This is a genomic window from Nocardioides sp. AX2bis (genome assembly GCF_902506435.1).
Lineage (GTDB): Bacteria > Actinomycetota > Actinomycetes > Propionibacteriales > Nocardioidaceae > Nocardioides.
The window spans coordinates 1,556,216-1,581,941 of the sequence record NZ_LR733215.1; the positions used below are offsets into that span (position 1 = coordinate 1,556,216).

Below are 25,726 nucleotides of genomic sequence, written 5' to 3' on the forward strand. Positions count from 1 at the left end.
CACGCCCGGTCCTGGGGACCGGACGGCACCGGCGTCCGTCGGCGCGGCTAGTCTCGCGCCGATGGACGCCGACCTGCTCTACGACGAGGGTGACCGCGAACGCCTCGTCGAGGAGCCTCCGAAGCGGGTCGACGCCCCGGTCCGCACCGCCTTCGAGCGCGACCGTGCCCGGCTCGTGCACGCCGCCTCCTTCCGGCGGCTGGCGGCCAAGACGCAGGTGGTCGGGCCGCACAGCCACGACTTCGTGCGCAACCGGCTGACCCACAGCCTCGAGGTGGCCCAGGTCGCCCGTGACCTGTCCCGGGCGCTCGGCAGCCTGCCCGACATCGCCGAGACCGCGGCGCTCGCCCACGACCTCGGGCACCCGCCGTTCGGGCACAACGGGGAGCGGGTGCTGGCCGAGGTGGCGGAGGCCTGCGGCGGCTTCGAGGGCAACGCCCAGACCCTGCGGCTGCTGACCCGCCTGGAGTCGAAGACCGCCGACGCCGAGGGGCGCTCGGTGGGCCTGAACCTGACCCGGGCCACGCTCGACGCCTGCACGAAGTACCCCTGGCGCCGCGACGCCGGACCCACCGGGACCCCTGCGGGGAAGTTCGGCGTCTACGCCGACGACGAGCCGGTCTTCACCTGGCTGCGCGGGACCGACCGGGGGCACCGGCGCTGCCTGGAGGCGCAGGTGATGGACCTCGCCGACGACGTCGCCTACTCCGTGCACGACGTGGAGGACGGCACCGTCGTCGGTCGCGTCGAGCTCGCCGGTCTGGGGCGCGGGGAGGACCGGGCCGAGGTCTGGTCGACGGTGCGCGGGTGGTACCTCCCCGAGGCCGAGGACGACCTGCTCGACGACGTCCTCGCCGGGCTGCGGGCGGTGGAGAGCTGGCCGACCCGCGCCTACGACGGCACCCGCGGCAGCCAGGCGGCGCTGAAGAACCTCACCAGCGACCTGATCGGCCGCTTCTGCGGGGCCGTCCAGCACGCGACCCGGTCCGCCCAGGACGGACCGTTCGTGCGCTACCGCGCCGACCTGGTCGTCCCGGAGCGCACCCGGCTGGAGATCGGGCTGCTCAAGGGGGTCGCGGCGCACTACGTGATGCAGGCCGAGGACCGGGTCCGTGACATGGAGCGTCAGCGCGAGCTGGTCCACGAGCTCGTCGCGGTGCTGCTCGAGCACGCCCCGGCCGGGTTGGACCCGGCGTACGCCGCCGACTGGCACGCCGCGGCCGACGACGACGCGCGGCTGCGGGTCGTGGTCGACCAGGTCGCCTCGTTCACCGACGCCGGCGCCGTCGACCGGCACCGCACGCTGACCACCTGACGGGCCGCCCTCAGCCCACGCGGCGCAGCAGCGTCAGGACCCGCTGGGTGAGCAGGGCGGTGGCGGCGTCGTCGTACGACGGGAGGCTGTCGTCGGAGAAGAGGTGCTCCCCGCCGGGGTAGACGAACAGCTCGGCGTCGTCGGCCACGGCCACCAGGTCGCGCGCGGCGTCGAGGTCCTCGCCGGCGAAGAACGGGTCGGCGTCCATCCCGTGCACCTGCACCGGGACCCCGGCCGGCCAGGTGCCGTCGCCGAACTCCTGACGCGGGATGCAGCCGTGCAGCAGGAGCGCGCCCCGCACCGACGGGCTCGTCTGGGCGAGCTCCTGCGCGGGCATCGCGCCGAGCGAGAGCCCGGCGACGACGAGGTCGCGCGTGCCGAGGTCGGCCGCCGCCCGGAGGCCGCGGGCCGCGACCTCGCCGAACCCCACGGAGCGGGCGTGGTCGAGGCCCTCCTCGAGGTCCTCGAAGACGTGGCCGGTGTAGAGGTCGGGGGTGTGCACGACGTGCCCGGCGGCGCGGAACCGGTCGGCCAGGTGGGAGACGCCGGCCGTCAGGCCCTGGGCGTGGTGGAACATCAGGATCTCGGTCATCGGCACAGCATGGACCCCGACGCCGACGGCGTCACGGGATCGCTAGCCTCGCCCGTGTGAGCGAACCGCTGGTCTGGCTGCCCTTCGACCCCTCCGAGCTCGGCGACGTGCCTGCCGGCCTGCGCTACGAGGTGGTGCCGACCCTCGACGAGGTGCCGGCGTCGGTCGGCGAGGTCGAGCTCGTCGTGACGCCCTACGACCTGGGCGACCAGCTCGGCGAGGCCGTCAAGGGCATGGAGCGGCTGCGGGTCGTGCAGACCCTCACGGCCGGGGTGGACGCGGTGCGCGCGAGCGTGCCCGCCGACGTCACCCTGTGCAACGGGCGCGGCATCCACGACACCTCCACCGCCGAGCTGGCCTTCCTGCTGGTGCTGGCCGGCCTGCGCGACCTGCCCCGGTTCGTCCGGGCCCAGGACCGCCGGGAGTGGAGCCCGGCCTGGCGCGGGGCGCTGGCCGGCAAGCGGGTCGCCGTGGTGGGTGCCGGGTCGATCGCCTCGGCCCTCCAGCGTCGGCTCGAGGCCTTCGAGGCCGAGGTGACCATGGTCGGGCGCACCGCCCGCGAGGGCGTCCGCGCCACCGACGAGCTGCCCTCGCTGCTGCCCGAGCAGGACGTCGTCGTGCTGCTGGTGCCGCTCACCGACGCCACCCGCGGCCTGGTCGACGCCGACTTCCTGGCCGCGCTGCCGGACGGCGCCCTCCTGGTCAACGTCGCCCGGGGCGCCGTGGTCGACACCGACGCCCTGCTCGCCGAGCTCGGCACCGGCCGGCTGCGGGCCGCCCTCGACGTCTTCGAGACCGAGCCGCTGCCCGACGACAGCCCGCTGTGGGACGCCCGCGGCCTGATCCTCACCCCGCACGTCGGCGGGCTCAGCGACGCGATGTGGCCGCGGGCCTACCGCCTCGTGCGCGAGCAGCTCGAGCGCTTCGCCGCGGGCGAGCCGCTGGAGAACGTCATGGACGGCGACTACTGACCGACCTGCGGTCAGGTCGGGTGCGTCCCGCGTAGTGATCGGCCGCGGATCGCACGCGGGACTCGTCCACACCTCGCTGACCTGGGGTGACGCGCTGCCGTTTGCCGTCCGGCGCCGTTCACTACGCAGGACGACCGACGCCGAGAGGCACAGGTGGTCCACCGGGACGCCGTTCTCCCCAGGCCGCGCCGCCCGGCCGACGGACGTCGGCGTCCGCCCGTAGACTCCGAGCGTGGCAGGACGGATCCGCGAGGACGACATAGCGACGGTGCGCGAGAAGGCCCGCATCGACGACGTCGTCTCCTCCTACGTCACCCTGCGCAACGCCGGCGGCGGTTCGATGAAGGGGCTCTGCCCCTTCCACGACGAGAAGTCGCCGTCCTTCAACGTCAACCCCCAGCGTCAGTTCTGGCACTGCCTGGCGGGGGAGACCCGCGTCCTCACCTCCGAGGGCGCTCGGCCGATCTCCGAGCTGGCGGGCGGGGAGCACACGATCCTCGGTGCCTCGGGACAGTGGGTCTCCGCGCCGTTCCGCAGCTACGGACAGCAGCGCCTGCATCGGATCACGCTGACCCGCAACCGTCAGGTCAAGGAGGTCTACGCGACCGACGGCCACCGGTGGTTCGTGCGGTCCGGCGCGGGGCGGAGCGGGCGTCGCGAGGTCCTGACCACCGACCTCAAGCGCGACGACCGCTTGGTCACCGTCTTCCCGAGATCACTCATCGGCCGGACGACGCCGTCACCGTTCGGGATCGCGCACGGGTTCACCTACGGCGACGGCACCAGGTCAGGCACGGGGTCGTTGGCCCTGATCTGTCCGCCGAAGGACCTGGCGATGCTCAAGTGGTTCCCCAACAGTCACACCACGGCCTCGGGTGACAACCTGCTCGTCCACCACCTCCCTCGCTTCTTCAAGTCCCTGCCCCCGCGTGACGAGTCCGTCTCCTACCTCTACGGCTGGCTCGCCGGCTACGTCGCCGCAGACGGGTGCGTGGCGGAGGACGGCACGGTGATGCTGAACTCAGCGTCACGCACCGACCTGGAGTTCGTGCGGGACATCTGCACCCGTCTCGGTATCGACACCTACGGCATCACCACCCAGGTGCGGGAGGGCTTCCCAGGCAGGGAGCCCTCCGAGGTGCACAGGGTGCACTTCGTCACCGACACCTTGACCGAGGCCTTCTTCCTCCTCGACCACCACCGGGAGAGGTTCCTCGCTGCCGAGAAGTCGTACGCGCGCCGTGGGTGGACCGTTCGTTCGGTCGAGGCCACGGACCGCGTCGAGGAGGTGTTCTGCGCGGAGGTGGAGGACGGACACGCCTTCGTGCTGGAGGACAACCTCCTCACCGGCAACTGCTTCGGTTGCGGAGAAGGCGGGGACGTCCTGTCCTTCCTGATGAAGATCGACGGGCTGTCCTTCGTCGAGGCCATCGAGCGGCTGGCGGAGAAGTACGGCGTGCCGCTGCGCCGCGAGGACGGCGACGACGACCGGCCCAAGGGGCCCGGGCGCGGTCGGCTGGTCGAGGCGCACAAGGCCGCCCAGGAGTACTACGCCGAGCAGCTCGGCACCCCGGCCGCCCAGCAGGCACGCGACTTCCTGATCGGGCGCGGGTTCGACCAGGACGCGGCCCGGACCTTCGGCGTCGGGTTCTCCCCACGCGACGGGGAGGCGCTGCTCAAGCACCTCCGTGGGCGCGGGTTCAGCCAGGAGGAGGTCGTGGCCGGTGGGCTGGTCGCCGTGGGGCGCTCGGCGTACGACAAGTTCCGCGGCCGCCTGATGTGGCCGATCCGCGACGCCGGTGGCGACACGATCGGCTTCGGTGCCCGGCGGATCTTCGACGACGACCGGATCGAGGCGAAGTACCTCAACACCGCCGAGACGCAGATCTACAAGAAGAGCCAGGTGCTCTACGGCCTCGACCTCGCGCGCCGCGAGATGGCGCGCTCGTCGCAGGCCGTCGTGGTCGAGGGCTACACCGACGTGATGGCCTGTCACCTCGCCGGCGTCGGCACCGCCGTGGCCACCTGCGGCACCGCCTTCGGCGACGACCACACCCGGGTGCTGCGCCGGTTCCTGCACGACCACGAGGAGTTCCGCGGCGAGGTGATCTTCACCTTCGACGGCGACGCCGCCGGCCAGAAGGCGGCGCTCAAGGCCTTCGAGGGCGACCAGAACTTCGTCTCCCAGACCTATGTCGCGGTCGAGCCCACCGGCCTGGACCCCTGCGACCTGCGGGTGCAGCAGGGTGACGCCGCGGTGCGCGAGCTGGTCGCGAAGCGGCTCCCGCTCTACCGCTTCGTGCTGTCCAACGTCGTCGGCAAGTACGACCTGGACCGTGCCGACGGCCGCGTCGACGCCGTGCGCGAGGGCGCCCGGCTGGTCTCCAGCATCCGCGACCGCTCGAAGGTGGACGCCTTCGCCCGGGAGCTCGCCGGCATGGTCGGCGCGGACCCCGACGACGTGCGCGCCGAGGTGCGTCGTGCCGCCGGGCGTCCGGCGCCGACCCAGCGCGGCGGCCGCCCCGAGCGCGACCGGCGGGGGGACCGCGAGACGGCCACGACCGCCGAGCGGCCGGCCCGCAGCGCCGTCCCCGACCTGCGCGACCCACGGTTCGCGATCGAGCGGGAGACGCTCAAGCTCGTCGTCCAGCACCCGATGGCGATCGGGCGCACCACCGCCGACATCGGCGCCAACGACTTCACCCACCCGACCTACCGGGGCGTCTGGGCGGCCGTGTCCGCCGCGGGCGGGCCCTCGGCCGCGGCCGGCGACCCGTCGTGGGGCACCCGCGTCCGCGACGCCGCCGCCGACCCCGCGATCTCGTCGGCGATCAGCGCGCTGGGCGTCGAGCCGCTCAAGACGGCCAAGGAGCCGGACGCCCCGTACGTCCTGCTGCACGTGGTGCGGCTGATGGAGCTCACCGCGGCCCGGCGGATCGCCGAGGTGAAGTCGCGTCTGCAGCGCACGAACCCCGTCGAGCAGCCCACCGAGTACAACCGGATGTTCGGCGAGCTGGCCGCGCTCGAGCAGCACCGCCGCCTGCTGCGCGACCGGATGGCGGGGCTGTGAAGGGCTTGCGCCGGCGCGACCCGATGCCGCCCGTCGACGTCGCGCCGGGGGAGCGGGTCCTGGCCTGGACCACGGCCGCCGAGGGTGGCGTGCTCGCCGGCACGCGCGACGCGGCGTACCTTCCCGGCGGTGTGCGCCTGCCGTGGGAGCAGGTCGAGAGCGCCGACTGGGACGTCGACGAGGAACGCTTCACGATCGCCGAGGTCGGCACCTGGGGCGAGGTGCGGGCGGTCCACGAGATGGCCGTCCCGGACCCGCGCACGCTGCTGGAGCTGGTGCGCGAGCGGGTCACCGCGAGCATCGTGCTGCAGCGGCACGTGGCGGTGCACGGCAAGCGCGGCGTCCGCGTGATCGGCCGGCGCGCGCCCTCGGGCCGTCACCCGATCGTGTGGCTGACCGAGTACGACACCGGGGTCGAGCCCGACGACCCCGCCGTCGAGAGGGCGGCCGCCGCCGCTCTCGCCGCCGCCCGGGACGAGGTCGGCGACACCACCCCCTGAGCAGTCGGCCGGGCCGGCCGCCATGGGCGGGGACCGATTTTCACCCCGGTCCGGACGCTTGCTAATGTGTGCGCGCTGCACCCGATCCCCTGTAGCTCAATTGGCAGAGCATTCGGCTGTTAACCGGAGGGTTGTTGGTTCGAGTCCAACCGGGGGAGCAGTGGAACCCCGTCTGACCCGCACGAGCGGGTCAGGCGGGGTTCTGTCGTCCTGGGCCGTGCCGGTGCCCGCAGCCCAGGGACTGCGGACACCGGACGGATGCTGCCGCCGCTACCTCCCTGCGACCAGGTTGGACCTCGGCGACTGCGCGCTGTTCCCGACCGCGTTGATGGCCTCGACCGTGAACCGGTAGTTGCCGGCGGCGGGGAGCGTCATCTGCAGCGACCGCGCCGTGGCGGGCTGCACCGCCGAGGTCGTCGTGGAGAGCACGATCCCGAGGAGGCCGATCCGCAGCGCCCGGATCCGGTAGCCCGTGATGGGCGAACCGCCGGTGTTGGTGGCCGCGGGCCAGTTGGCTGTCGCCGTGACGGCACCTCCTGCGACCCCGGCCACCGCAGTACCGATCGCCGGCCTCCCCGGGACTGTCACGGCTGCGGGTGTGACCACGTTCGAGGCCGCCGAGACCGGCCCGACCCCCACCGCGTTGACCGCGACGACACGGAAGTTGTACGCCGTGCCGTTCGTCAGCCCGGTGACGATGCTGCTGGTCGCCGTGGGTGCGATGTTGCCGATGGTGCGCACGATCGTCGCGCCCGTGCGGACCTGGATCCGGTAGGACGTGATGGCCGACCCACCGTCGCCGGGTGTGACCCAGCTGACCGTCGCCGAGGCGCTGCCGGCCGTGGCGCTGACGCCCGTCGGAGCGGCCGGAACGGTGGCGACCTGCGCCGGGGTGACCGGGTTGGAGGCCGCGGACAGCGCCCCGGCGCCGGTGTCGTTCACGGCGCGCACCTGGAGGGTGTACGTCGTGCCGTTGGTCAGCCCCGTGATGGTCCCGCTGGTGGCGGTCGGCAGGATGCCGGTCGCCGTGACTGCGGTGCCGGTGGTCGGCGTGGCGACGATCTCGTAGCCGGTGACCGCCGAGGACCCGTTGGGTGCCGGAGCGGCCCAGGTCACGATCGCCGAGGCACTGCCCGCGGTCGCGGCGCCGATGGTCGGCGCGGCAGGAACGGCGACCGTGATGGTCCGGTCGGAGAACTGCAGCTGCTCGACGTTGCGGAGGGTGTCCGTCCCGTCGGCACCCGCACCGCCGTCGTGCGCCACCGTGACCGCACTGCCGTCGGTGGTGATGGTGTAGTCCGCACGAGCGCCGCTGAACACCGCGGTGTCCGTGCCGCCGGAACCGGTCAGCACCTCGCGGACCGCCACGATGTTGCCCGGGTCGACCCGGCCTGCGAACACGGCCTCCTGCAGCGTCGGACCGGTGAGGGCTCCGGCGCCGTCCCGCAGGTACTGGCTGGTCATGGCGCTCTGCCCAGGTCCTTCGATGCTAGCGCTGCCGATCTCGGTGGACGGGTCGTCCGGGTTGGTGCGCACGCTCAGGCGGACGCTGAGGTACGCGTCACCGTCCGCGACGTCGTCGGCCCCGCGACCCTCGATGAGGTCGCTGCCGGCGCCACCGAGCAGGATGTTGCCGGCGCCCCACACGTTCGGACCGCTCAGGACCGGGCAGTCCTGGGACGCCGACTGGGCGACCACGTCGGTCAACGGCGTGTCCAGGGTCGGCACGAGCGCGTCGAGTCCGGCGATGCGGTCGAGCCCGGACTGGTCCAGCACGTCGCACCCGACGAACCCGGCACCTCCGACGGTGGCCGGGACGACGTCGTCGCCTCGGAGCACGTCGTCGAACTTCCAGCCGGACAAGGCCTCGGCCTCGTTGAACTTGTCGCGCACGCCTACCTGCAGGATGCCCAGCGGAGGGATCGGGAGCGCGAGGTCCAGGTCCTGCCGTTGCGGCTCACCCTGGCCGATCTCCCAGTCGAAGCCCGAGGCTCCGGCCACCTTCTCGATGCCGGCTCCGCCGACGCCGATGTCGTCCCCGCCTTCCATGTCGTAGTCGTCGTCGCCGCCCTGGCCGACGAGGATGTCGTGACCTGGCAGCTGGGAGTCGTCGAGGAAGAAGAGATTGCCGCTGTCCCCCTGCATGAGGTCCGGCTGGTCGCCGCCCTCCTCCCAGTCGTCCCCGCTGTCACCGAAGGCGGCGTCGAGGCTCTGCCCGAGGAGGACGAAGTCGTCGCCCGCCCCCGCGAAGGTCTCGTTGGCGTTGGCTCCACCGTTGCTGAAGTCCTTGCCGTTGCCGCCCATGAGGATGTCGAGCCCGATGCCGGCGTCGATCGCGTCGTCGCCGGGACCACCCTTGGGGACGTCGTCCCCGGCGGTGTCGGTGATGATGTCGTCACCGTCGCCTCCGAGTGCGACGTCGGCTCCGGCGCCGCCCTCGATGACGTCGTTCCCGAGGTCGCCCCAGAAGGTGTCGTTGTCGTTGCCGCCCCACACGCGGTCGACACCGGGGGTGCCGTTGTAGACGCTCTGGCCGTTGATGCCGGCCGGGTCGACGGAGTTGAACTGGCGGTACTGGATCGTGCCGTCCGACTTCTTCAGGAGCAGCCTGTTCTCGTTGCACTCGGTCGACGGGTCGTCGTTGATCGACGTCGGGCCGACGGCGAAGCTGCCCGCCGCCGCGGGGGAGGTGAGGTTGCCCAGCTGGAACTTGCAGTCGGCCGTCGCGAACACGTCCGCCTTGAGGGTGTTCGTGCCCTCGGTGTTGCGCTCGATGAGCTCCGCGAACGAGTTGCCCTCGAGCTGGGCGCGCAGGTTCATGCCCGGCGTACGGGCCAGGTAGTAGAGCCGGTCACCGTTCTGGAGGTCGGTCATCTGGTTCTCGAACACGTAGTTGAAGGTGGTGCCGAGCAGACCGCCGAACGGGGTGGTGTTCTCGGCCAGACCGCCGACCCAGAGGTCGATGTCGTCCAACCCGGTGGTCGAGGTGGTGCCGGTGTCGGCCCACGCACCGGTGCTGTTCATGAAGTCGTCGGCGTCCGCGGGGACGTCGGGGTCACCCAGCACGGGGTTGACGATCCGCCTGGCTGCTTCTCTCCTCGACGCCAGCGTCGCCGGTCCGCCCCCTGGAGCGTTGAGGATGGTGGGGTGGCGGCCGTAGGCCGCGACGAAGTTGACGAGCGACTCCGGGTGCTTGATGTTCTCCCCGAAGTCCACCCAGCTGATATAGGGCTTGAGCTGACCGTCGTTGGTCCGGTTGTAGAGCTGACGGCGGAAGACGTTCAGCGGGGGCACCCCTTCGGACCGCGCTCGGGTCATGTTGATCGTCGCCAGGTCGAGGGGGAGGCCCAGCAGGTTGTTGCGGAGCGTGTCCGTGACGAACTCGTCCAGCTCGTTCCCGGTCTGGTCGGACATGCCCATGACGACGCTGCCCGCTGCCTGGGCGGGAGTCAGCTCCCCCGCAGGACCGCCATCGGTGTACGAGGGAGGGTTCAGGAACCCGTCGAGGAGCGAGATGTCGTTGCTCGACCCGTTCGCGTTGGTGCGGGAGATCGTCTCGGTCAGCATGGAGTGGCCGAAGCGGTAGACGGCGTGGGCGAACTCCGCCCTGATCGCCGGGTTGAGGTCGGTCTGGGTGAAGGCGAACGGCTCGAAGGGGTTGATCGCAGGCTGGACCTTGCGGGCGAACTCCTCGAACACGAGGTGCTGGTACTCCATCTCCGTCACGAAGCGTGCCGCCTGGAAGAGACGCTCCCCGTAGGTGAAGGTAGAGGCGCTGACAGCCTCGAAGCGTGTCTTGAGCGCCGCGTTGGCCGGCAGGTCCAGGGTGGTCTGGATGTCCTCGACCAGGCGGTCGTGCTCGGAGTGGAAGACCTGGTGGATGGCGGTCAGGCCGATGTTTTCGTTGACCCGACCGTCGCCGGCGATGAAGTGGGCGTCGAGCATCTCGTCGTCGTAGGTGCCGGCCGGCTGCGCCGCGAAGTCGGCGGACGCCGTGGTGTCGGCATCCGGCTCGAGGCCGGCCTTGGGCTCCGCGTTGTGCGCGATGTCGGTGAGGAAGGGGGTGTCGATGTGCTGGACGTCGGCCGGGACCGGGACCGGGGCGCTCGTGTCACCCTCGACCAGTCCGGAGTCGGTCACGTACTGCGGCAGTCCCCGGAGCGGTCCGGGCACGAAGTTCCCGTAGGCGTCCACCGCGAGCATGGGGACGTCGAGGACGTCGGCATCGGTGAGCTCGAGTCCCAGCAGGACCGCAGCCTGCTCCTTCGTGGTGGCCCAGGTCGCCATGCCGGTGTCCTGGTCGGCAGGAGCACCGACCGCGCCGCCGAGCAGGCGGCCGGTCGCGACCGGACGGCCGGCGGAGCTGTTCGCGTACTCCCGCAGGAATGCCTGGTGGGAGGCGTGCGAGGTGTAGGTCTGGCTCTGGTCGACCCAGGGCGAGTCGGTGTTCTTGGCCTCCTGGACGTCGTCCGAGGTCCCCAGGACGTTGTCCGGGCCGGGCTGGTTCCTGGCGCGGGTCATCACCATGAACCGCAGGTTGGGGTCCAGGTCGTCGGCGTTGCCGAAGACGTGGTCCGCGCCCGCCACGAGCGGGTCGTCGTCCTTCAACGGCACGAAGACGGTGCCGCTGCCGCCCTTGACCGTCTGGTCCACGCCGTGGTCGAAGAACTGACCGAACAGCGTGAACATCGAGTTGTAGGGCGGGGAGAGACCCACGTCGGTGGTGACGTTGGGGATGAACAAGGTCTCGTGCGACGGGGTGCAGTTCGCCGGGACCGCGACCACCGGGGGATCGGCCAGCGGGTCAGGGTCCGTGGTGCACGGCTGGACGCCCTCGTTGCCCTGGGTCCTGACGGGGAAGCCGGCCGCCGCGACGGCGGCGGGGTTGGTGGACGTCTGGTCCACGATCAGGTTGCTCACCGTGCGGGGCCGCGTGTCGAAGACGTTGCCCGACTTCTGGGCGTAGGTCGTCGTCCCGCCGGGCCCGAACCCGGGGGGCACGTCCTCGGCCGCCAGGTACCGGGAGTCGGCGAGCCGGGGGAACAGCTCGTCGGTGGCGCCGTTCCTCTCCTGGCCGGCGACGAGGTTGTTGCAGGAGCCGTCGACCGTCCGCAGCCCGAAGGACAGCAGGGGGCTGGAGAGCTGGTTGGGTCCGGTGCCGAGGAGCGCACCGCAGGGGCCGGTGGCCGGGGTCGTGCCGGCGACGTGCGCCTCCGCGACCCTGATCTGCTTCAGGATGTAGGAGAGGTCGGACGGGCTCACGGTGAAGCCCTGACCCACCGGCGCCGCGGCCGCGGCAGCCACCGCCCCCGTGAGAGCGGGCGGAGCACTGGTGGCCGGCACGCCAGCAGCCTGGGCGAAGAGGACCGCCGGCACGGTCATGGTGGTGAGCAGGGCTGTGAGACGACGGCCGCGGCTTCGAGCTGCTCGGGGACGGTGGTCACCTGGCGGGGGAGCAGACCGAGCCGCGGCTCCCCTGGACGCCGAACTTCGTTCTCTGAGCTTCATGGCAACCCCGCTTCTCTAGGACGATTGCCGCCACCTTGAACGCAGGACCTTGTGGGTTCCTTGCGCGCGGGGACCCCGGCGGCGCCCTGCCAGGCCCTCGGTGCGTCCAGGGTCGTGTGCCAGGCTCGGCCGGTGCGTACCCCTGCGAGCACCAAGCCGCCCCAGATCGACACGATCCGTCTCGGGGACCTCACCCCGGGCGACGCGGACGACCTCGTCCGGAACGCCGACCTCGACTCCGTCCTCTACGCCGACCTGGCGCTCGCCGAGCTCAGCGTGCCCGGGGCCTTGATCGCCTCGGCCCGGTTCGCCGACGTTTCCGCCGACGAGACCGACCTCCGGGGGGCTCGGTTGAACGAGGTCGAGCTCGACCGGGTCAACCTCCCGGTCGTCCGTGCCGCCCGCAGCCAGTGGCGCGACGTGCGGGTCACCGGGCGGCTCGGGTCGCTGGAGGCCTACGAGGTGCAGTGGCGCTCGGTCCACTTCGTCGGTTGCAAGCTGTCCTTCGTCAACCTGCGCGGGGCGGAGCTGGTGGACGTCGCCTTCACCGACTGCATGATCGAGGAGCTCGACCTCGGCAGCGTGGTGGCCCGACGGGTGGGGCTCCGAGGGACGCGGATCGGTGCTCTCGACGTGCGGCAGGCCGAGCTGCACGACGTCGACCTGCGGGGCGCGACCTTCGACGGCCTCGACGGGCTCACCAGCCTGGGGGGCGCCACGATCGGTCCGGACCAGCTGATGCTGCTCGCACCCCTGATGGCGGCCGGCCTGGGACTCCGGGTCGAGTAGCGGAGCTTCCTCCGGGCTGGTGCTCCTGGCGGTCGCCCTGGTCCCGGAGGACGACTCAGCCGGGCGGTGAGGTCGCGGCCGGCAGCGAGAACCTGAAGCGCGCCCCCCTGCCGGGGGAGGGACGTGGCACGCAGACCAGGTCGCCGCCGTGGGCGCGAGCGATCCCCCGCGCGATCGGCAGGCCCAGGCCGGAGCCCGGCCCGCGGGGGTCGAGGCGCACCAGGCGCTCGAAGACACGCTCCCGCTCGCCGTCGGGCACGCCCGGCCCGTCGTCGTCGACCTCGACGACCACGTCCGGGCCGGTCTGCGACAGGTGCACGTCGACCGTGCCCCGGCCCCCCGTCGCGGCGACGGCGTTGTCGACGAGGTTCCCGACGACCTGCGCGAGCCGGTCCGGGTCGCCGTCGACCGCGGGTGCCGAACCGTGCCTCCGCAGGGTCGCCCCCGGATGGGAGTGGCGTCGGGCGGCCAGGACCCCGTCGACGAGGGCCACCGGGTCGACGACCCCCCGGCGCAGGTCCAGCCCGCGATCCACCCGGGCCATCGTCAGCAGGTCGTCGACGAGGCGCCCGGCGCGACGGGTCTCCCGGACCAGGGTCAGCAGCGCCGCCTCCCGTTCCGCGCGACCGGGGTCGTCACGGAGCAGGTGCTCGGCGGTGGCCTGGATGCCGGCGACCGGCGTCCGCAGCTCGTGCGCGGCGTCGCCGACGAAGTCGCGCAGCCTCGCCTCCGACGTCGTCGCCCGTCGCTCCGCCCCGACGACGGCGTCGAGCATCTCGTCGAACGCCTCCGCGGTGCGGCCGAGCTCGGTGGAGGGGTCCTGCGGGCGGATCCGGCGGGCCCGGTCGCCGCCCGTGATGGACCGGGCGACGGCGGTGATCCGGTCCAGCGGGCCGAGGGCCCGGCCGACCACGACCGGCACCACCAGCACCGTGCCGAGCAGCACCAGCAGCGCGGCGACGACGAGCACGACCAGCACCTGCGCCACGGTGGACCTCGCTCCCCCGGCGTCGGCGAGGAGGACGACGGTCCTCCCGTCGGGCAGGTCGGCGGAGACGGACAGGAGGTCGCCGCTCTGCTGGACACCTCCCCCCGGCGTGGGGAGCGCAGGTAGCGAGGTCTCGCCCCGCGGTCCTGGAGGGGCATTGCCCGGCTCGACCTCGGCGTCGTCGACGGCGGCGGCGGGCGGGTCCGCAGCTCCGGCCAGCGGACCCTCCGCGTACCGCTCGCCGCCGGCGGTGGTGAGCACCACCGAGACGCCCTCACCCTCCAGACGGCGGGCCAGGTCACGGTCCTCGACCTGGTCGGCGAGCGCGGTGGCGACGTCGGCCCGGTCCAGGAGCCGCTGCCGCAGCTGGGAGTCGAACCGCTCGCGCAGCGTCAGCCCGGTCGCGGCGACGAGGACCAGCAGCATCACGGCCATCAGGACGGTCACCACCACGGTCACCCGGCGCCGCAGCGACGGCGTACGCAGGGCGTCGGTCGGCCCGGGCGGCCTGCCCGCCCGCGGCTCAGCCACGGGGAGCGCGCAGCACGTAGCCGAGTCCGCGCTCGGTGTGGATCAACCGGGGCCCGTGGACCTCGATCTTGCGGCGCAGCGCGCTGAGGTGGACCTGGACCAGGTTGTCGGCGTACTCGTCGTAGCCCCAGACCTGGCTCAGGATCTGGGCGTTCGACAGGACCCGGTCGCGGTGCTGTGCCAGGAAGACCAGCAGCCGGAACTCCGTGGCCGTCAGCGGCACGTGGTGGCCGGCCCGGGTCGCCCGGCCCGCGCCCTCGTCGACCTCGAGGTCGTCGACGACCACCGTGGTGGCGATCGCACCCGTCCGGCGCAGGACCGCGCGCACCCGGGCCAGGAGCTCCTCCACCACGAACGGCTTTGCCAGGTAGTCGTCGACGCCCACGTCGAAGCCGAGCAGCCGGTCCTCGACGGCCTCGCGCGCGGTCAGCATCACGATCGCCGCGTCGCTGCGTCGCCGCACCACCTCGACCAGCGCCGGCCCGTCGCGGCCCGGCAGCATCCAGTCCAGGACGACCAGGGCGGGGGAGAAGCCAGTGACCTCGGCCTCGAGCGCCTCGCCGTCGGGCAGGCCGCGTACGGCGTACCCGGCGCCGGCGAACGAGTGCTCGAGGGCGGACCGGATGGCGTCGTCGTCCTCGACGACCAGGATCCGGGGGCCCGCAGCGTCGCGGGTCGTGGTCGCGGACGGGGGAGGCACGGGGCCAGTCTGCCGCCGCCTGGCTGAAGTCCACCTGAAGAAGCGTGCTGGGGGGTCCGTTCTTCAGGTTCCCCGCAGGTGGGGGCAGCAGGTTCGTCCTCGTCACACCTCGACCGGCGGACCCGCCGGCGAGGACACCGCAGGAAGAACCGTGATCGGTCTCCCGTCCCTGACCCTCACGACCTGCCCCGTCCCAGGAGGACCGATGAAGAACCTCTTCCGCCGCCCCACCCGTGCGACGACCCGGCCGGCCGACCCCTCGTCCGTGCTCGCCACCAGCCGTCCGCGCAGGCGGCGCCCGGCCACCGGCCTGGTCGTCGGCCTCGGGGTCGGCGCGCTCGCCGGCATGGCCATGGCCCTGACCGTGCCGGCGCTGGCCGACTCGGGCACCCCGGGCACGGAGCCGGCCGGGTCCTCCGCCGAGGCCTCCGTCTCGGGCGGGGGCGGCGCAGGGACGGCGGACTGTCCGGCGACACCCGACCCGCTCCCCGAGGGGGAGTCCCCGGTGGTGCCCGTCCCGCGTGCCGACGCCGGAGCGCCCGCGCCGACGCCTCCTCCCTGCTCGCCGCTCGTGCCGGCACCGCCGAAGGGTGAGGGGCCGGAGGCGGTCCCGGCCCCGCCGGGGTGCGCCCCGCACGGGAAGCGGCACGCTCCCGCGATCCCGGACGGCGCGATCCCGACTCCCGCCGCCTGAGGGTCCGGTGATCAGGGCTGGGGCGGCCTCAGCCGCCCCAGCCCATCGGGAACTCCTCGAACGAGGTCGCCAGGGCGACCCCCATGCGTTGCCCGGTCGGGCGGGCCATCCCCTCGAGGAACTCCCTCGGGTCGAAGTGCTCCCAGCCCAGGCCGTCGATGTAGGCGTGGTGGGCCTCCAGCGAGGCGACGCCGGCGTCGAAGGTCGCGGTCACGTCGACGCCGTGCTCGGCCAGCGGGGACCCGTGCGCCCAGACGGCACCGACCCCGCCCCACGGCTCGAGGCCGTCGACGAGCTGCTCGGCGAAGACCCAGCGGTTGCCGGCGTCGCGGACGGCGTCGAGGGTGGCGCGGCCGACGGCGATGTGGTCGGCCTGGTTGAGGTTCCGTCCGCCCCAGGTGTCGCGGGGGTTGTTGGTCAGCACGACGTCCGGCCGGTGCCGACGCACCACCTCGGCGATCGCGCGGCGCAGGGGCACGCCGTACTCCAGGACGCCGTCCGGCAGGCCGAGGAACTCGACGTCCTCCACGCCGACCAAGCGGGCGGAGGCGACCTGCTCGGCCTCGCGGACCCGCCGGCACTCGTCGGGGTGCAGGCCGTCGATGCCGGCCTCGCCGGAGGTCACCATGCAGTACACGACCCGCTTGCCCTGCCCGGTCCACCGCGCGACGGCCGCGGCGGCGCCGAACTCCAGGTCGTCGGGGTGGGCGACGACGCACAGCGCGCTCGCCCAGGTCTCGTCCAACGGCTCGAGGGGGTCCAGGGATGCTGCCGGCTGCTCGGTCATGACCCGAGCGTGCCACGACTCTCACCGGCGCCGTCGGGATCGACCCCCGAGGGTGACTCGGGCCCACGCGGGCGCGGGTAGACAGGACGCATGACCTACAAGCTGAGCCGCCTCATGTCCACCGCCACCGCCGGGTACGGCGTCTTCGCCCTCGTCCAGCCCGCCCACCTCGGCAAGGCCGTCGAGGCGCCGTCGTCCGAGATAGGCGCGTGGGAGGTCCTGGCCCGCACCTATGCCGTGCGCGACCTGGCGATCAGCTCCTTCGGCATGTTCGGCCGCTCGGGTCGCACCGTGCGCACCGCGATGAAGCTGCGCATCCTCAACGACGTCGGCGACGGCCTCGTCCTCGCCGCCCGCACCTCCGACCCCGACGTGCGTCAGAAGGTGCTCGCCGTGACCATGGGCTGGGCGGCGCTCAACACCGTGGCCCTGGTCGTCGACTCGCGCCGCAACGACGACGACTGACCCGCGACGGGGACGCCGGCGACGCCCCGTCGCGGGGCCGATAGGGTCACCGCGGTCGGTGCGGCGTCCGACGGACGTGCAGCGGCACTCGGGGCGGTAGCTCAGTCGGTTAGAGCAGAGGACTCATAATCCTTGGGTCGTGGGTTCGAGCCCCACCCGCCCCACCGCGCTCGTCCGGACCCGGTCGGCTCAGCGGAGCCAGCTGTCGCCGACCCGCTCGCCCCACCAGCGCCCGAGGCCGAGGGCGTCGCCGGACCGGGTGAACCAGATGACCGCGATCGCCAGTGCGTCGACCCAGTGGTCGTCGAGCACCGGGTTGGTGTAGGTGCCGGCCTCGGCGCCGACAGGGAACTCGGCGAGGTACATCAGGCCCAGCAGCGCGCCACCGGCGACGGCGGTGATCTTGAGCCCGCACCCGGTGATGAGGGCGAGCCCGATGGCCAGGAGACCGGCCATGAAGGCGACGTCGGCCCAGGGCCCCGAGATCGCGCTGAAGAAGCCCGCGAACGGGCCGGAGGCGTTCGACATGAAGCCCTGGGCGGGGGTGCCGCCGTCGATCATCCCGCTGCCGGAAGCGGTCATGAACCCCAGGCCGACGAGCTTGTCGACGAACGCCCAGAGGAAGTACCACCCGAGCACGATGCGCAGGGCCCCGAGCACGAGTCGGGCTGGTCGCGAGTGGACGAGGTCGGTCTGGAAGGTCGCAGCCGGCCCGGCGACGAGGGTCCGGCCGGGTGTCGTGCTCGGACGGGGGATCGGTGCGACGCTCTGGGCGGTCATGGCGTTCCTCTGGGTAGGTCCTCCAGGACCCGTGGCGGGGCCCTGAGCACGACCTTGTTCCCGATGAGGCTCCGCGGACAGGGACCTTGTCCCTCAGCTGGTGGTCCTCCGGCGCCAGAGGCGCCGACGAAGACGAACGCCCCCGCCGGTCCTGGGGGGAGGGTGGCGGGGGCGTCCGGGAGACCGGCGGNCCCTAGTGACCCGGGTCCTCGCGTCCACACAATCCACCCCCCACCACCACCATCAGGAGCACAGCTGCTGGGTGCGTGTGTGTGGAGGGGTCATAGAGTTACGGCGGCCATAGCGAGAGGGAAACACCCGGTCCCATCCCGAACCCGGAAGTTAAGCCTCTCAGCGCCGATGGTACTGCAACCGCGAGGCTGTGGGAGACTAGGACGCCGCCGGACAACTTTTTGCAAGAGGCCATCGGGCAACCGATGGCCTCTTCGCATTTCGGCACATCTGGACACAGCAGCACCCAACATCACAGAGGAGACGTCGTGGTCGAGCAACGACGCGGCCCGCGATCGGGCAGTACGAACTCCGGCGCACGGACCGGACGAGGATCCGACGACCGCCCGGGGCGGGGATCCGACGACCGACGTGGTCGGCCCAGCGACGACCGTCGTGGCGGCGGCCAGCGCCCCACCGGCAACCGGGACAAGCGGTCCGACGACCGCAAGAAGCCCGAGGAGAAGCCGGCACGCATCCGGCGCACCCCCGAGGACCAGGCGATCTACGACGGTCCCGACCTGCCTGACGTCGTGACGGGCAAGGAGCTGGACCGGTCGGTGACCGGGCAGCTGAAGGGTCTCCCCGAGAAGCTCGCGGCCCGGGTGGCACGCCACCTCGCCGCCGCCGGGATGGTCATCGACGACGACCCCGAGCTGGCGTACCGGCACGCTCTCGCAGCCCGTGCTCGGGCGCCCCGGATCGCCGTCGTGCGTGAGGCCGCCGGTGAGGCGGCCTACGCCGCCGGGCACTACGCCGAGGCGCTCTCCGACCTCCGCGCGGCGAAGCGCCTCAACGGTGCGACCGCGTACCTGCCGATCATGGCCGACTGCCACCGCGCCCTCGGCCAGCCGGAGCAGGCGCTGAAGCTCTCGAAGAGCCCCGGCGTGGCGAACTTCGCCCCCGAGGCGCGTGCCGAGATGACGATCGTCGAGGCGGGAGCCCGTCGCGACATGGGTCAGCTCGACGCCGCCCTCCGGGTGCTCGAGCAGGCGCCGATCAACTCGCAGAACCGGTCCGCCTGGGTCGTGCGCCTGCGGTACGCCTACGCCGACACCCTGGTCGCCGCCGGGCAGCAGCGGGAGGCGCTCGAGTGGTTCCACCGCACCCACGCGATCGACGCCGACCAGCTCACCGACGCCGAGGCGCGTGCCGCCGAGCTCGAGCGCCGGCGTGACGACGAGACCGGGCGTCCGCCGGTGGCGACCGAGGACTGACCGGAGGTCAGCGCGGTGTCCCGGGGGGCAGCACCCGGACCCGGACGGGTGCGCCCGCCTGCCGGGCGCCGCGGCGCACGCCCTCGGTGAACGTGATCCTCACGGGGTCGATCAGGGCGACGGTGGCGCCGCTTCCGGTGACCTGGAGCATCAGCTCGTCCTCCGGTCCGAGGTCGGTTCCGGCCGGGTCGACGATGTCGCGGCACGACCCGTCCGGCGCGGTGGTGACGTCCACGTCGCCACCGACGCACACGAGGGGCTGGACGGCGATCTCGCGGGTGCTCGTGACATCGACCTGGACCCCGCGCACGTCCAGCGACCGGCCGGCGTCCTCGTCGAGGGTGTACACGCCGAGGTAGACCGGTTGTCCTGACGGCACCGTGGCCGTCACGGGCGTCTCCTGGACCGCCAGTGGCGGGGGAGTGGTGACGTAGTAGCCGGCGGACGTCGCCAGCGCCACCACCAGCATCGGCAGCACGACCCCCAGGGTCTGAGGGCGGCGTGAGAGCCGCAGCGACGGGGACGGGGCCACAGCACGCAGGGTAGGCCACGGTGTCGGTCCCAGGACGTCGACGCGTACTGGTCGAGACCACTGGCGCGCACGGGGCGCATGGGACACAATGGACCCACAACTACATGGTCGTCATTCGAACCACCAGGTCGTGCGAGTCCGCTGGGGAAGGCGTTCCTCGCGCCGAGGTGGGAGATCTCCCACCGTGACCGATGGAGGACAGCGATGACGACATCCAGCTCAGTGCGGGTGCCTGCCCGAGGCGTGCTCTACGTCCACTCGGCGCCCTCGGCACTGTGCCCCCACATCGAGTGGGCCGTCGGAGGCGTGCTCGGTGTTGCGGTCAACCCCTCGTGGACCCCGCAGCCCGCCCAGGCCGGGAGCCACCGGGCAGAGCTCTCGTGGACCGGCGACGTCGGTGCCGCCGCGCGGATGGTGTCGGCGCTGCGGGGGTGGGACCACCTCCGCTTCGAGGTCACCGAGGACGCGACAGCGGGTGGTGAGGGTGCCAGGTACTCCTCCACGCCGTCCCTCGGCGTCTTCCACGCCGTCACCGGCGTGCACGGCGACATCCTCATCCCCGAGGACCGGCTCAAGGCCGCCGTGGTGAAGTCCTCGCTCGGTGAGACGACGCTCGAGCTCGAGGTGGACAAGCTGCTCGGGAAGCCGTGGGACGACGAGCTCGAGACCTTCCGCCACGCCGGCGAGGGAGCTCCCGTCCGCTGGTTGCACCAGGTCGTCTAGTCGCCTCCCTGGGCCGCCGCGCCGGCGGCCCAGGCAAGCCGCTCGTTCAGAGCGGGATGTTGCCGTGGTGGCCGCGGCGGACGCCGTCGGTCTGCACCGCCTCGTCGATGGCCTTCGCGATGGACGACCTCGTCAGCGCGGGGTCGACGACCTCGTCGACGACCCCGATCTCCACGGCCCGCTCGACGCCACCCGCGAGGCGCTCGTGCTCGGCGGCCAGCTCGGCCTCGACCTGGGCGCGCAGGTCCGGGGCGACCTCGGCGAGCTTGCGGCGGTGCAGGATCCGTACGGCGGCCACCGCGCCCATCACGGCCACCTCGGCCCCGGGCCAGGCCAGCACCCGGGTGGCGCCGAGGGAGCGCGCGTTCATGGCGATGTAGGCGCCGCCGTAGGTCTTGCGGGTCACCAGGGTGACCCGGGGGACCACGCACTCAGCGAAGGCGTGCAGGAGCTTCGCCCCGCGCCGGACGACGCCGTCCCACTCCTGACCGACGCCGGGCAGGTAGCCGGGGACGTCCACCAGCACGACGAGCGGCACGCCCAGCGCGTCGCACAGCCGCACGAACCGCGAGGCCTTCTCGGCCGACAGCGAGTCCAGGCAGCCGCCGAGGCGCAGCGGGTTGTTGGCCACGACGCCGACGGTGCGGCCGCCGAGTCGGCCGAGGGTGGTCACGATGTTCGGTGCCCAGCGCGCGTGCAGCTCCTGCGCGGTCCCCTCGTCGAGCAGGCCGTCGACGAGCGGGTGCACGTCGTAGGCCCGCTTGCGCGACTCCGGCAGCAGGGCCTCGAGGTCGCGGTCGACCACGTCGGTGAGGCGCAGGCTGCCCTGCGTGCCGAGCAGGTGGGCGATGGTGCGCGCCTTGTCGAGCGCCTCGCGCTCGGACTCGGTGAGGACGTGCACGACGCCGGAGCGGCGACCGTGCGGCTCGGGCCCGCCGAGACGGAGCATGTCGACGGCCTCGCCGGTGACCGAGCGGACCACGTCAGGGCCGGTCACGAAGATCCTGCCCTCGGGCCCGAGGATCACCACGTCGGTGAGCGCCGGGCCGTACGCGGCCCCGCCGGCGGCCGGGCCGAGGACGACCGAGATCTGGGGGATCACCCCGGACGCCTGCGTCATCACCGCGAAGATCCGGCCCACGGCGTGCAGGGACAGCACGCCCTCGGCCAGGCGGGCGCCGCCCGAGTGCCAGAGCCCGATGATCGGCACGCCGTCGGTGATCGCCCGGTGGTAGGCGTCGACCACGACGCGGCAGCCGTCGTCACCCATGGCGCCGCCCATCACGGTGGCGTCGGAGCAGAAGGCGACGACGTCGGTGCCGTCGACGCGCCCGCGAGCGGCGAGCATGCCGGACTCGTCGAACTCGGAGAGGAGCTCGCACGTCCCGTCGTCGAGCAGCGCCTCGAGGCGCAGGAGCGGGTTGCGGGGGTCCTCCTCGCGCGGCAGCTTCGGCGGCTTGCCGCTCGGGGCGGGTGCGGGGTTCGCGACCTGCGTCATCAGACGCTCCCGAAGACCACGGCGACGTTGGCGCCGCCGAAGCCGAAGGAGTTGTTCAGCGCCGCGGCGTCGCCGACGGGCAGGTCGCGCGGCTTCGTGGCGATGTCCAGGTCGACCTCGGGGTCGAGGTCGTCGAGGTTGATCGTCGGCGGGACGGTGCGGTGGCTCAGGGCGAGCACGGTGGCGATCGCCTCCAGCGCGCCGGCTCCGCCCAGCAGGTGGCCGGTCATCGACTTCGTGCTGGTCACGACGACCTCGGAGGCGTGCGCGCCCAGGGTGGCGTGCAGCATCAGGCCCTCGGCGATGTCGCCCTTGGGCGTCGAGGTGGCGTGCGCGTTGACGTGCACGATCGACTCGGCGTCCACGTCGGACTCGTGCAGCGCGCGGAGGATGGCGCGCGACCCGCCCCGACCGGCCGGGTCGGGCTGCGCGATGTCGTGGGAGTCGGCGGTGATGCCGGCGCCGAGGACCTCGGCGTAGATGCGGGCGCCACGGGCCTTGGCGTGCTCCTCGGACTCCAGCACCAGCACGCCGGCGCCCTCGCCGAGCACGAACCCGTCGCGCCCGGTGTCCCAGGGCCGCGAGACCGTGGTGGGGTCGCCCGCGTTCTTCGACAGCGCCATCATGTTCGCGAAGGCGGCCATCGGCAGCGGGTGGATGGCGGCCTCGGTGCCGCCGGCGAGGACGACGTCGGCACGACCCAGACGGATCTGGTCGACCGCGAGGCTGATCGCCTCGTTGCCGGAGGCGCACGCCGACACGGGGGTGTTCACCGCGGCACGGGCGCCGACGTACAGGCTGATGTTGGCAGCGGGCGCGTTGGGCATCAGCATCGGCACGGCCAGCGGCGACACCCGTCGCGGGCCCTTCTCGATCAGGCTGTCGTAGTTGGAGAGCAGGGTGTTGACCCCGCCGATCCCGGAGGCCATCGCCACGCCGAGCCGGTCGTGGTCGATCTCGGCACCCTCGAGGCCGCTGTCGCGCCAGGCCTCCATCGCGGCGACCATCGCCAGCTGGGTCGAGCGGTCGTAGCGGCGCGCCTTGACGCGCTCCAGGACCTCGGTCGGCTCGACCGCGACGCGCGCGGCGATCTTGACCGGGAGGTCCTCGGCCCATTCCTCGGTCAGGGCGCGGACGCCGGACCGCCCCGCCAACAGACCCTCCCAGGTGGAGGCCACGTCACCGCCGAGGGGACTGGTGGTCCCCATCCCGGTGACCACGACACGTGTGCGGCTCATGGTTGGTCGACTCCTCGTGGTGCTGTGCTGGTGAGAGGGTGGTGGGGGCGGTCCGGCAGGGCCTCAGCCCTGGGCGCGCTCGATGTAGGCCACGGCGTCGCCGACGGTCTTGAGGTTCTTGACCTCCTCGTCGGGGATGGTCACCCCGAACTTCTCCTCGCAGGCCACGACGATCTCGACCATCGAGAGCGAGTCGACGTCGAGGTCGTCGATGAAGGACTTGTCCAGCTGGACGTGGGCGGTGTCGGTGCCGGCGACCTCGTTGGTGATCTCGGCGAGGTCGGCGCGGATCTCTTCGGTGGTGGCCATCTCTGGTGTCTCCTTCGTGGTGGGGGTCGTGCGGGAACTCGGTGGGTCGACGCGGGTCGCGCCGAGGGGTCGGCCGGCGCCGGTCAGGGCAGCCGGACGACCTGGGCGGCGTAGGCCAGGCCTGCGCCGAAGGCGATGAGCAGGGCGAGGTCGCCGCTCTTCGCGTCGCCCTCGTCGTACATCCGGGCCAGGGCGAGCGGGATCGAGGCCGCCGAGGTGTTGCCCTGCTCGGCGATGTCGCGCGCGATCCGTACCCCGGCGGGCAGCTTCATCGCCCGTGCCATGGCGTCGGTGATGCGCATGTTGGCCTGGTGGGGCACGAAGCAGTCGAGCTGGTCGGGGGTGACCCCCGCGCGGTCCATGGCCTCGCGGCCGATCTTGGCCATCGCGAAGGAGGCCCAGCGGAAGACCGCGTTGCCCTGCATCACCAGGTGCGGGATCACGGGCTCCTCGGCCACGAGCACGTCGCGCCAGTCCTCGCGCTGCCGGATCAGGTCGTACTGCTCACCGTCGGAGCCCCAGACGACCGGACCGACGCCGGCGACGTCGCTGGGTCCCATCACCATGGCGCCGGCGCCGTCGGCGAAGATGAAGGCGCTGCCGCGGTCGTCGGGGTTGGTGATCTCGGAGAGCTTCTCCACCCCGATCACCAGCACGTGGCGGGCGCTGCCGGCCCGGATGAAGTCGGCAGCCATCGCGACGCCGTGGCAGAAGCCGGCGCAGGCCGCGGACACGTCGAACGCGGCCGCCTGCTCGGTGCCGAGCTCGTGGGCGATCAGCGTGGCGACGGCAGGGGTCTGCATCATGTGGCTGATGGTGGCCACCACGACGCAGTCGATCTGGGCGGCGTCGATCCCCGCGCGCTCCAGGGCCACGCGGCTCGCGGCGACCGACATCGACTGCACGGTCTCGTCCTCGGTGGCCCAGCGACGCTCCCGGATGCCCGAGCGCTGCTGCACCCACTCGTCGGTGGAGTCGATGCGCCCGACGATCTCGGAGTTGGGCACCACGCGGGAGGGCCGGTAGGCGCCGAGCCCCAGGATGGCGGCGTGGGGGGCGCCCTGGCTGCTGCGCAGCTCCACGGGGCCGCTCACGAGGCGCTCCCGGTCGGGTGCAGGCGCAGCAGCGGCTGGCCGGGGGCGACCGGGTCGCCGTCCTCGACGAGCCACTCGACGACCTGGCCGCCGTGGGCGGCGGGCACGTCGACGGAGTCGCGGGTGCTGGCGACCCGCCCGATCACGGTGCCCGCGGCGAGGTGGTCGACGTCGGCCTCCGGCGCGCGGTGGAACATCCCCTTGCTCGGGGAGACGACCATCCGCCAGGTCGGGGTCGAGGCGATCAGCGACCCCTCGCCGTGGCGGGCGCAGAAGGCGCGGGCGTCGTCGAGCTGGTCGGGGGTCTTGAGCGCGAAGGTCTCGACGCCCTTCAGGTTGCGCTTGACGATCCCGGTCAGGGTGCCGGCCGGCGGCATCTCCAGGACGCCGGTGACGCCGAGGTCGCTCATCGTCTCCAGGCACAGGTCCCAGCGCACGGGGCTGGCGATCTGGCCCACGATGCGGCGCAGCACCTCGGTGCCGTCGTGGACGACCTGGCCGTCACGGTTGCTGATCACCGCGGTGCGCGGGTCGTGGACCGAGACCGAGCGGGCCAGGTGCGCCAGCCGGTCCACGGCAGGAGCCATGTGGTGGGTGTGGAAGGCGCCGGCGACCGACAGCGAGGTCAGGCGCGCCTTGGTCGGCGGGTCGTCGGCGAGGGCGGCCAGCTGCGCGGCGGTGCCGGCGGCGACCACCTGCCCGGGGCCGTTGTCGTTGGCGGGGGTGAGGCCGTGCCGCTCCAGCGTGGCCAGGACGTCGTCGCGGTCGCCGCCGAGCACGGCGGTCATCCCGGTCGGGGTGGCCGCGGCCGCCTCGGCCATGGCCAGGCCGCGCTCGCGGACCAGGACCATCGCCTGCTCCGCCGTCATCACGCGGGCGCCGGCCGCGGCGGCGAGCTCACCCACGCTGTGGCCGGCCACGGCGCCGATCTGGTCGAAGGCGTCGTGCGGGTGCGGGAAGAGCTCGAGGGCGGCGACCAGTCCGGTGCCGACGAGCAGCGGCTGGGCGACCCGGGTGTCACGGATGGCCTCGGCGTCGGCGTCCGTGCCGTAGTGGGCGAGGTCGAGCCCGGCCACCACCGACAACCACTCCAGGCGCGACGCGAAGGTCGGGTCCTCGAGCCAGGGGCGGAGGAAACCGGGGGACTGGGCTCCCTGGCCGGGGGCGACGATGACGAGCACGAGGTCCACTGTC

Annotated in this window: 21 protein-coding genes, 2 tRNA genes, 1 rRNA gene and 1 pseudogene; 13 read left to right on the top strand and 12 right to left on the bottom strand. The window is 72.8% G+C overall.

The window, feature by feature from the left end; genetic code table 11:
* Positions 1-61: 61 nt before the first annotated feature.
* The gene (locus GV155_RS07410) at positions 62-1,315 is read left to right on the top strand and encodes a deoxyguanosinetriphosphate triphosphohydrolase (RefSeq protein ID WP_160006634.1); all 1,254 of its coding nucleotides are present in this window, start codon (positions 62-64) and stop codon (positions 1,313-1,315) included.
* 10 nt (positions 1,316-1,325) lie between these two features.
* Here GV155_RS07410 and GV155_RS07415 read toward each other — a convergent pair whose 3' ends face one another.
* Positions 1,326-1,907 carry a dienelactone hydrolase family protein gene (locus tag GV155_RS07415; RefSeq protein ID WP_160006636.1) on the bottom strand — a complete coding sequence of 194 codons (582 nt, stop codon included), beginning with the start codon at positions 1,905-1,907 and terminating at the stop codon, positions 1,326-1,328.
* A gap of 56 nt (positions 1,908-1,963) precedes the next feature.
* On the opposite strand from GV155_RS07415, the gene GV155_RS07420 reads away from it, so the two are divergent.
* From GV155_RS07420 to GV155_RS07435, 5 genes and pseudogenes are all read left to right on the top strand, one after another.
* Positions 1,964-2,878, top strand: coding sequence for a 2-hydroxyacid dehydrogenase (locus GV155_RS07420; RefSeq protein ID WP_160006638.1), 915 nt, complete (start codon positions 1,964-1,966; stop codon positions 2,876-2,878).
* 232 nt (positions 2,879-3,110) lie between these two features.
* Positions 3,111-3,296: pseudogene (locus tag GV155_RS21120) on the top strand (CHC2 zinc finger domain-containing protein); the annotation flags it as partial.
* 417 nt (positions 3,297-3,713) lie between these two features.
* Positions 3,714-5,948 (top strand): DNA primase, encoded by a 2,235-nt coding sequence (dnaG, locus tag GV155_RS07425; RefSeq protein WP_442938863.1) that lies wholly within the window; start codon positions 3,714-3,716, stop codon positions 5,946-5,948.
* The gene (locus tag GV155_RS07430; RefSeq protein WP_160006641.1) at positions 5,945-6,448 is read left to right on the top strand and encodes a hypothetical protein; all 504 of its coding nucleotides are present in this window, start codon (positions 5,945-5,947) and stop codon (positions 6,446-6,448) included. The genes dnaG and GV155_RS07430 overlap by 4 nt, the downstream gene beginning before the upstream one ends.
* An 85-nt stretch (positions 6,449-6,533) precedes the next feature.
* Positions 6,534-6,606: transfer RNA gene (locus GV155_RS07435), tRNA-Asn, on the top strand.
* A 112-nt stretch (positions 6,607-6,718) separates the two neighbouring features.
* Here GV155_RS07435 and GV155_RS07440 read toward each other — a convergent pair.
* Complete coding sequence (locus tag GV155_RS07440) at positions 6,719-11,710, bottom strand: peroxidase family protein (RefSeq protein ID WP_201300099.1); 4,992 nt, start codon at positions 11,708-11,710, stop codon at positions 6,719-6,721.
* A gap of 378 nt (positions 11,711-12,088) precedes the next feature.
* On the opposite strand from GV155_RS07440, the gene GV155_RS07445 reads away from it, so the two are divergent.
* Complete coding sequence (locus tag GV155_RS07445) at positions 12,089-12,745, top strand: pentapeptide repeat-containing protein (protein WP_160006643.1); 657 nt, start codon at positions 12,089-12,091, stop codon at positions 12,743-12,745.
* 55 nt (positions 12,746-12,800) lie between these two features.
* Here the strand turns inward: GV155_RS07445 and GV155_RS07450 are convergent, their stop codons facing one another.
* Positions 12,801-14,264, bottom strand: a complete 1,464-nt coding sequence (locus tag GV155_RS07450) for a sensor histidine kinase (protein ID WP_160006645.1) — start codon at positions 14,262-14,264, stop codon at positions 12,801-12,803.
* Positions 14,257-14,964: a response regulator transcription factor gene (locus GV155_RS07455; protein ID WP_160006647.1), complete on the bottom strand. Its 708-nt coding sequence runs from the start codon at positions 14,962-14,964 to the stop codon at positions 14,257-14,259. Before GV155_RS07455 ends, GV155_RS07450 begins: the two co-directional genes overlap by 8 nt.
* Positions 14,965-15,169: 205 nt before the next feature.
* On the opposite strand from GV155_RS07455, the gene GV155_RS07460 reads away from it, so the two are divergent.
* Positions 15,170-15,658: a hypothetical protein gene (locus tag GV155_RS07460; RefSeq protein WP_160006649.1), complete on the top strand. Its 489-nt coding sequence runs from the start codon at positions 15,170-15,172 to the stop codon at positions 15,656-15,658.
* Positions 15,659-15,686: 28 nt separating this feature from the next.
* On the opposite strand, the gene GV155_RS07465 is transcribed toward GV155_RS07460, so the two are convergent.
* Positions 15,687-16,445, bottom strand: a complete 759-nt coding sequence (locus tag GV155_RS07465; RefSeq protein WP_160006651.1) for a PIG-L deacetylase family protein — start codon at positions 16,443-16,445, stop codon at positions 15,687-15,689.
* 90 nt (positions 16,446-16,535) lie between these two features.
* Between GV155_RS07465 and GV155_RS07470 the strand changes: the two genes are divergently transcribed.
* Together GV155_RS07470 and GV155_RS07475 are read left to right on the top strand one after the other, a co-directional pair.
* Positions 16,536-16,910, top strand: coding sequence for a hypothetical protein (locus GV155_RS07470; protein WP_160006653.1), 375 nt, complete (start codon positions 16,536-16,538; stop codon positions 16,908-16,910).
* 90 nt (positions 16,911-17,000) lie between these two features.
* Positions 17,001-17,074: transfer RNA gene (locus GV155_RS07475), tRNA-Ile, on the top strand.
* A gap of 25 nt (positions 17,075-17,099) precedes the next feature.
* Here the strand turns inward: GV155_RS07475 and GV155_RS07480 are convergent.
* A complete protein-coding gene (locus GV155_RS07480) occupies positions 17,100-17,690 on the bottom strand; it encodes a DoxX family protein (RefSeq protein WP_160006655.1) in 591 nt (196 codons plus the stop codon).
* Between the two features lie 290 nt (positions 17,691-17,980).
* Between GV155_RS07480 and rrf the strand changes: the two genes are divergently transcribed.
* Both rrf and GV155_RS07490 read left to right on the top strand, forming a co-directional pair.
* A 5S ribosomal RNA gene (gene rrf / locus GV155_RS07485) occupies positions 17,981-18,097 on the top strand.
* 93 nt (positions 18,098-18,190) lie between these two features.
* On the top strand, positions 18,191-19,138 hold the full coding sequence (locus tag GV155_RS07490) for a tetratricopeptide repeat protein (protein WP_236554140.1): 948 nt from the start codon (positions 18,191-18,193) through the stop codon (positions 19,136-19,138).
* Between the two features lie 7 nt (positions 19,139-19,145).
* On the opposite strand, the gene GV155_RS07495 is transcribed toward GV155_RS07490, so the two are convergent.
* A complete protein-coding gene (locus tag GV155_RS07495) occupies positions 19,146-19,670 on the bottom strand; it encodes a hypothetical protein (RefSeq protein ID WP_160006658.1) in 525 nt (174 codons plus the stop codon).
* Between the two features lie 204 nt (positions 19,671-19,874).
* Here GV155_RS07495 and GV155_RS07500 point away from each other — a divergent pair, with 204 nt between their 5' ends.
* Positions 19,875-20,393 carry a DUF3145 domain-containing protein gene (locus GV155_RS07500; RefSeq protein WP_160006660.1) on the top strand — a complete coding sequence of 173 codons (519 nt, stop codon included), beginning with the start codon at positions 19,875-19,877 and terminating at the stop codon, positions 20,391-20,393.
* A 46-nt stretch (positions 20,394-20,439) separates the two neighbouring features.
* Here the strand turns inward: GV155_RS07500 and GV155_RS07505 are convergent, their stop codons facing one another.
* The 5 genes from GV155_RS07505 to GV155_RS07525 all read right to left on the bottom strand — a co-directional run bounded on the left by GV155_RS07505 (position 20,440) and on the right by GV155_RS07525 (position 25,722).
* Positions 20,440-21,891, bottom strand: coding sequence for a carboxyl transferase domain-containing protein (locus tag GV155_RS07505; protein ID WP_160006662.1), 1,452 nt, complete (start codon positions 21,889-21,891; stop codon positions 20,440-20,442).
* The gene (fabF, locus tag GV155_RS07510; RefSeq protein WP_160006664.1) at positions 21,891-23,129 is read right to left on the bottom strand and encodes a beta-ketoacyl-ACP synthase II; all 1,239 of its coding nucleotides are present in this window, start codon (positions 23,127-23,129) and stop codon (positions 21,891-21,893) included. Before fabF ends, GV155_RS07505 begins: the two co-directional genes overlap by 1 nt.
* 63 nt (positions 23,130-23,192) lie before the next feature.
* Positions 23,193-23,438, bottom strand: a complete 246-nt coding sequence (locus GV155_RS07515; RefSeq protein WP_160006666.1) for an acyl carrier protein — start codon at positions 23,436-23,438, stop codon at positions 23,193-23,195.
* A gap of 83 nt (positions 23,439-23,521) precedes the next feature.
* Complete coding sequence (locus GV155_RS07520) at positions 23,522-24,532, bottom strand: beta-ketoacyl-ACP synthase III (RefSeq protein WP_442938827.1); 1,011 nt, start codon at positions 24,530-24,532, stop codon at positions 23,522-23,524.
* Positions 24,529-25,722, bottom strand: coding sequence for an acyltransferase domain-containing protein (locus tag GV155_RS07525; protein ID WP_328820788.1), 1,194 nt, complete (start codon positions 25,720-25,722; stop codon positions 24,529-24,531). The genes GV155_RS07520 and GV155_RS07525 overlap by 4 nt, the downstream gene beginning before the upstream one ends.
* Positions 25,723-25,726 lie beyond the last annotated feature (4 nt).